5 protein-coding genes are annotated in these 7,071 nt (G+C 70.6%); all 5 read right to left on the bottom strand.

What is annotated here, in order from left to right:
• Positions 1 to 256: 256 nt before the first annotated feature.
• Entirely contained in the window at positions 257 to 1,012 is a 756-nt protein-coding gene (locus tag KIK05_RS46215; protein ID WP_214417304.1) for a TIGR03936 family radical SAM-associated protein, read from the bottom strand.
• A gap of 205 nt (positions 1,013 to 1,217) precedes the next feature.
• The gene (locus KIK05_RS46220) at positions 1,218 to 3,140 is read right to left on the bottom strand and encodes a TIGR03960 family B12-binding radical SAM protein (RefSeq protein WP_214417305.1); all 1,923 of its coding nucleotides are present in this window, start codon (positions 3,138 to 3,140) and stop codon (positions 1,218 to 1,220) included.
• A gap of 57 nt (positions 3,141 to 3,197) precedes the next feature.
• A complete protein-coding gene (gene rodA, locus KIK05_RS46225) occupies positions 3,198 to 4,352 on the bottom strand; it encodes a rod shape-determining protein RodA (RefSeq protein WP_250564596.1) in 1,155 nt (384 codons plus the stop codon).
• Entirely contained in the window at positions 4,349 to 6,397 is a 2,049-nt protein-coding gene (gene mrdA / locus KIK05_RS46230; RefSeq protein WP_214417306.1) for a penicillin-binding protein 2, read from the bottom strand. Before mrdA ends, rodA begins: the two co-directional genes overlap by 4 nt.
• Positions 6,394 to 6,921: a rod shape-determining protein MreD gene (gene mreD / locus KIK05_RS46235; RefSeq protein ID WP_250564597.1), complete on the bottom strand. Its 528-nt coding sequence runs from the start codon at positions 6,919 to 6,921 to the stop codon at positions 6,394 to 6,396. The genes mrdA and mreD overlap by 4 nt, the downstream gene beginning before the upstream one ends.
• Between the last annotated feature and the right edge of the window lie 150 nt (positions 6,922 to 7,071).

The raw sequence follows: 7,071 nt of genomic DNA on the forward strand, positions 1-7,071 counted from the left end.
CCGGCCGGCAGGCCCGCCGCGCGCTCCGGCTCCTCCGGTGGCGGGCCGGCCGGGCGGCTCGCGGCGCGACGCCGCCGGACCGGCTTGGTTTCCTGGTGTGCTGTTGTATCCCCGTCAGGGCCGAGGGCCCCGGCGATGGGCTCGTTGTCGAGCATGCGGGCGTTCTCCCGTCAGCTCCCGGGCGCGTCGCCGCGCCGCACAGGAGCTCTCGTCTCTCATGTGCGCCAGGCCGCCTCGCGGGGCCCGGCGCCAAGTCCTATTTGTGGTCGGCGACATGCCGCACAGCCGGCCCCGGCTCGCCGCCGCGAATGTCGCGGTCCAGGTCGAGCGGGTCGGCGGTCTCACCGGTGCGTGCGTCGAGCGGACCCTGCGCCAGCCTGGTCACCGCGGGAGGTGACGGCGGCGCGAGATCGGCCACAAGACGCAGACCCGTGAGCACGTCGTCGGGTCGAACGGCGGGCGTGACGTGCCGGACAACCATACGAAGTATCGCACATGGCCGCCCGGGCTCCTGGCCCGCTGCTTGGTCGGTTCCCTCATGAGCCGTCAGGCTGAGCACGGCCTCGCGCGTGTCGAAGCGCCGTAGCCCCTTCTTGGTCAGGCGCTCGACCTCGACGCGCCCGGCGGCAAGGAAGCGTTCGACCGCGGCCTCCGCCTCCGCCGGGTCGGTGCCGGGTAGGCCGACCTCCCACACCGAGCACTCCAGCCTGTCGGCCAGGCTTCCGGCGTGCGCCTCGACGACGTCGAGCACGTCGAGGCCGGGTGGCAGGGATGAGTCGAGGTCGGTGCGGACGCGCTCCGGCTCACAGGGGGCGACGACGCCGATCTCGAGATATTCGGCCTCGCTGGCCACCCCCGTGGGGGCGGCTCCCGCGTAGGAGATCTTCGGATGGGGGGTGAATCCCGCGCTGAAGCCGACCGGGATGCCGGCCCTGCGCACCGCTCGTTCGATGGCGCGCGAGATGTCTCGGTGGCTGGTGAACCTCAGGCGGCCGCGCTTGGCGTAGCGCACGCGAAGGCGCTGCACCACGGGCGCGGGCGGCGGCCCATCAGGAACAGGGTTCTTCAGTTAAGTGATCCTTCCTGTGTCACGTCGATGGTCATCCGGCCAGGTGGGCGTCTGCCGGTCCGGGCCCGCCGCGGCCTGCGGCGGTCGTCCGGACCGGATCGCCTATCTGGTCAACGGTTACGGGCGGTGTTTGCTTCCACCCGGCCCGTCAGACGACCGTCAACGGGAGGAGCTTCCTTCCCGTGGGACCGATCTGAATCTCGGTGCCCATGGTGGGACAGACTCCGCAGTCGTAACAGGGGGTCCACCGGCAGTCCTCCACCTCGGTCTCGGTGACGGCGTCCTGCCAGTCCTGCCAGAGCCATTCGCGGTCGAGGCCGGCGTCGAGGTGGTCCCAGGGGAGCACCTCGACCTCCTCGCGCTCGCGCGTGGTGTACCAGTCGACGTCGACCGGCCCGCCGGCGAACGCGCGCTCGGCGCAGGACATCCAGCGGTCGTAGGAGAAGTGCTCGCTCCAGCCGTCGAAGCGGCCGCCGTCCTCCCAGACGGCCCTGATCACGGCGCCGACCCGGCGGTCGCCCCGCGACAGCAGCCCTTCGACGATGGAGGGCTTGCCGTCGTGGTAGCGGAAACCGATGGCCCTGCCGTACTCCTTGTCGGAGCGCAGCTCGTCCTTGAGCTGCTTGAGCCTGCGGTCGACGGTCTCGTGGTCGCACTGGGCGGCCCACTGGAACGGGGTGTGCGGCTTGGGCACGAACCCGCCGATGGACACCGTGCAGCGGATGTCACGGGAACCGGTGGCCTCGCGGCCCGCCTTGATGACCTTCTTGGCGAGGTCGGCGATGCCGAGGACGTCCTCGTCGGCCTCGGTCGGCAGGCCGCACATGAAGTAGAGCTTCACCTGCCGCCACCCCTGGCTGTAGGCCGCGGTGACGGTGCGGATCAGGTCCTCCTCGGTGACCATCTTGTTGATGACCTTGCGCATGCGCTCCGACCCGCCCTCCGGGGCGAACGTGAGCCCCGAACGGCGGCCGTTGCGCGAGAACTCGTTGGCCAGGTCGATGTTGAACGCGTCGACGCGGGTGGAGGGCAGCGACAGGCTGGTGTTGGTGCCCTCGTACCGGTCGGCGAGCCCCTTGGCGATGTCGGCGATCTCGGAGTGGTCGGCGCTAGACAGCGACAGCAGGCCGACCTCGTTGAAGCCGGACTCCTTGACGCCGGCCTCCACCATGTCACCGATCGTCGTGATCGACCGCTCGCGGACCGGGCGAGTGATCATGCCGGCCTGGCAGAACCGGCAGCCACGGGTGCAGCCGCGGAAGATCTCGACGCTGAAGCGCTCGTGCACGGTCTCGGCCAGCGGGACCAGCGGCTTCTTCGGGTAGGGCCACTCGTCGAGATCCATGACGGTGTGCTTCTGGATGCGCCACGGCACCCCCGACCGGTTGGGCGCCACCCGCTTGATGCGCCCGTCGGGGTGGTACTCCACGTCGTAGAACTTCGGGACGTAGACACCGCCGGACGACGCCAGGCGCATCAGCAGCTCGTCGCGCCCGCCGGGACGCCCCTCGCCCTTCCACTCGCGGATCACCTCGGAGACGGCGATGGCGATCTGCTCGCCGTCGCCGAGCACCGCGGCGTCGAGGAAGTCGGCGATCGGCTCCGGGTTGAAGGCCGCGTGGCCGCCCGCCAGGACGATCGGGTCGTCCTCGCCGCGGTCGGCGGCGAGGAGCGGGACGCCGGCCAGGTCGAGCGCGGTCAGCAGGTTGGTGTAGCCGAGCTCGGTCGCGAACGACACGCCGAGCACGTCGAACGCGCGCACCGGCCGGTGGGCGTCGACGGTGAACTGCGGCACGCCGTGCTCCCGCATGAGCGCCTCGAGGTCGGGCCACACCGCGTAGGTGCGCTCGGCCAGCGTGTCGGGCAGCTCGTTGAGGATCTCGTAGAGGATCTGCACGCCCTGGTTGGGCAGGCCCACCTCGTAGGCGTCGGGATACATCAGCGCCCAGCGGACGCTCGCCTCATCCCAGTCCTTGACGGTCGAATTCAGCTCACCCCCTACGTACTGGATCGGCTTCTGCACCTTGGGCAGGAGCGGTTCCAGACGGGGAAACAGCGACTCGACAGACATGTGAACAAGGGTAGTTCCTGCTCACCACGGCTCGCGCCAGTCATCCACAAGCCCCCGCTAGAACGCCCGCTCACGAACGTGGATCGCCTGCAACAGACCGATCGCGATCATGTTGGCGAACGTGGCGGTGCCGCCGTACGACACGAACGGCAGCGGCACACCGGTGATCGGCATGATGCCGATGGTCATCCCCACATTGACGAAGGTCTGGAAGGCGAACCAGCTGACGACCCCGGCCACGACCAGCGCCCCGAACCGCTCCTCGCACTGCCGGGCGATGCGCAGGCCGCGCAGCAGCACCAGGCCCAGCAGCGCGACCACCGTGACCGACCCGAGGAACCCGAACTCCTCCCCCACCACCGTGAAGATGAAGTCGGTGTGCTGCTCGGGGACGAACCGTCCGGTGGTCTGGCCGCCGTGGAACAGGCCCTTGCCGAACAGCTCCCCCGAGCCGATCGCGATCAGCGACTGGGTGCTGTTGTAGCCGGCGCCGCGCGGGTCGTTCGCCGGGTCGATGAACGCCGTGAACCGCGCCACCTGGTACGGCTTGAGCAGCCCGAGGAACCACACCGCGGCGGCCCCGGCCAGCGCCAGGGCGCACAGCCCCACGATGTACCGCTTGCGCAGCCCGGCGAAGATCAGGGACGCCGCCGTGATGACCGCCAGCACCATGGTCGTCCCGAAGTCGGGCTGCAGCATGACCAGGCCCATCGCGATGAGGGCGGCCGCGATCGCCAGCGCCAGGTCGAGGGGGCGCGGCCTGTCGGACCCCGGGACGGGCTCGGCGAGCAAGGCGCTCAGCATCAGGATCAACGCCGGTTTGGCCAGCTCGGACGGCTGCACCGCGAAGCCCCCGCCGAGCAGGATCCACGAGTGGGACCCGTTGATCGTCGAGCCGAGCGGCGTGATCACCGCGAGCAGGCCCAGCAGGGCCACGCCGTACACCACGGGCGCGTAGATCCGCAGGGTGCGCTGCCGGGCCAGGGCGGTCAGGCCGCACAGCACCCAGCCGATGGCGAGGTTGAGCACGTGCTTCTTCACCATGCTGGTGTCGGCCGCCCAGGTGCGCGTCGAGGACCACACCGCCAGGGTGCCGATGACCGACAGCGCGAGGATGGCGACCAGCAGGATGCCGTCGACGCGCCACACCGCCGACCGCGCTCCCATGGCCCTGCGCAAGAAGGAGCGGCGCTGCGGGGCGAGAGCACTCAATTCGCCACCGTCCCGTCTTTCCTGATCACGGGAAGGCGTTCGACGGGCTTGCCGTCGGGCAGCGCGGGCTTGCCCTTGATGCCGTAGATGCCCTCCCAGATCTCACGCGCCGCCGGGGCCGCCGCCATGGCGCCCTGGCCGCCCTGCGAGACCGTGACGACGACCACGAACCGCGGGTCGTTCGCCGGAGCGAAGGAGGCGAACCAGGAGGTGTCCTCCTTGCCGTACACCTCCGCCGTACCGGTCTTGCCGCCGATCTTCACCACGTTCATCGGGAACCCGCTGAAGGCGCCCGCCGCGGTGCCGTCCGAGGTCACCTCGCTGAGCGCGTCGCGGATGTACAGCCGGGTCTGCTCGTTGATCGGCAGCTTCCCGGTGACGGGCGCCTTGATCATCTCCACCTGCGTGCCGTCGGGGCGTACCAGCGCCTTGCCGATGCGCGGGCTGCGCAGCTTGCCGTCACCGACGAGCGCGGCGTACGCGGCGGCGAGCTGCAGGGGCGTCACGAGCACGTCGCCCTGCCCGATGGAGAGGTTGGCGGCCTCGGCGGCCTTCCACTGCATGCCCTCCACGCAGTTCTCGTGGGCGAGCCTCTTGAGGTACGCGGCCCGGCTCGGGTTCGTCTTCTCCACCTCCGGATAGCCGCTCTTGGCCCGGACGCAGCTGAGATGGTGGGTGGCGTCCCACATCTTCTTCTTCCAGACGCGGCCCGGGATCCTCCCGGGCACCTCGCCGGGCAGGTCGATGCCGGTCTTGCGGCCGAACCCGAAGGCCTTGGCGGTGTTGGTCATCGGCTCCTTGGGGTGCTTCACGGGCGTGAGGCCGCCGTCCCGCTGCCACATCTCGTAGGCGGCCCGATAGAAGATCGTGTCGCAGGACTTCACCAGTGCCGTGTGGAGATCCATCTCGCCCAGGCCGATGCCGTGGAAGTTGTGGAACTCGGTGCCGGCGACGTTGTAGGAGCCCGGGCAGTCGTACCTGCCCTTCAGCGGATAGCCGTCCCTGATCATCGACGACACCGACGAGACCTTGAACGTCGAGCCGGGGGCGTACTGGCCGTGCGTGGCGCGCGAGATCAGCGGCAGCCCGGACTTCTCCGACAACAGCCGCTGGTAGTCCTTCTCGGAGATGCCCCCGGCCCACACCGAGGGGTCGTAGGTCGGCATGCTGCCGATCGCGATCACCCCGCCGGTCTTCACGTCGAGGACGACCGCCGCCGCGCCGTCGGCCTTGGGGGCGTTCTTCATGGCGTGCTCGAGCGCCTGGTCGACGATCTTCTGCACGTTGGCGTCCATGTTGGTGATCAGGATGTCGCCGGCCGTCGGGGAGGTCTGCCGCTCGATCCCGAGCACCTTGCCCATGCGGTCGACCTGCACCCTCCGCAGGCCCGGCGAGCCGCGCAGCGCCTCGTCGTAGACGTATTCGAGGCCGTCCCTTCCGACGAGGTCGACACCGGAGAAGTTCGCCTTCAGGCTCGATCGCTTCTTCAGCTCCTCCTCGGTGACCGGCTGGAGATAGCCGAGGGTCTGGGAGGCGCCGGTGCCGAGGGGATACTCGCGGACGGCCTGCGGCTGGGCGATCACCCCCGGGAAGTCCTCCTGCCGCTCGAGGATCTGCAGCGCCTGACGGGCGTCGACGTTGTCGTCGATCGGGATCGGGGAGTACAGCGAGCCCGGCCAGCAGGGGCGCGACACGTGGGGCCCGCACGGACGGATGCGCTCACGCAACTCCTTCACCGGCCGGTCGAGCACCGCCGCGAGCCTCCTGAGCACGGCCTGCCCCCCGTCGCGCATGCGTTCCAGCTCGGCCCGATCGACCGAGACGACGAGCGAGGTGCGGTTGCGTACCAGGGGCCGCCCGCTGGCGTCGAGGATCTGCCCCCGCACGGCCGGGACGATGACGTCACGCGTACGGGTCTCGGTCGCCGCCACCACGAACTGCGCCCCGCGCACGACCTGCACCTGCCACAGCCGCAGGGCCAGGACGGCGAACAAGGTCAGCACGAGGAACTGCAGCAGCACCAGCCTGGCGCGGACCCGGATCACACGCGCCTCCGGACGGGATAGGCCCCGGTGGGGACGGACTCCCGCCTGTGCCGCTCGCGTGAGCACCGCGACACGACCCAGAAGATCAACGCCGAGACGGCCAGGTTGTACATCACCAGCGACGGCCACAGGCCGAGCAGCCCCCGCCAGTCGACCCGGGGGTCGCCGAGCAGCCCGCCCACCCCGGCCGACAGCAGGGGGGCGAGCATCACCGCGACGATGACCGTCAGCGCCGACGCGCCGGGCGCGCGCTCGGCGGCCCTGCCCACGGTGAAACCCACCAGGCAGAAGACCAGGGCGTACTGGCCCATGACGTGGGCGGCGGGCGGCAGCACGTCGGTGACCAGGCCGACGGCGAATCCCACCACGGCGCCCGGCACCGCGCCGCGCGCCAGCGCGAACATCACCACCCCGAGGAGCACGAGATCGGGGGCGCCCCCGCCCGGCAGGGCAAGGCGGTTCACGACGGTGACCTGCACGATCATGATGAGGCCCGCGAGCAGTACCCCCGTCATCGCTCGCATGACGACCTCACCCCCTCTCGTCCGCCCGGCCGTGCTCGCTGCGCCCGTCGGTGTCCTTCGCGGGGCCCTGCGGGGGCCTGCGGGCGCCGGCGGGGGGCCGGCGCGGCGGGCCGGAGGACCTGCCGCGCACCGCCACCCGTCCCGGTGCGG

Source organism: Sphaerisporangium fuscum (assembly GCF_018531465.1).
Classification (GTDB): Bacteria; Actinomycetota; Actinomycetes; order Streptosporangiales; family Streptosporangiaceae; genus Sphaerisporangium; species Sphaerisporangium fuscum.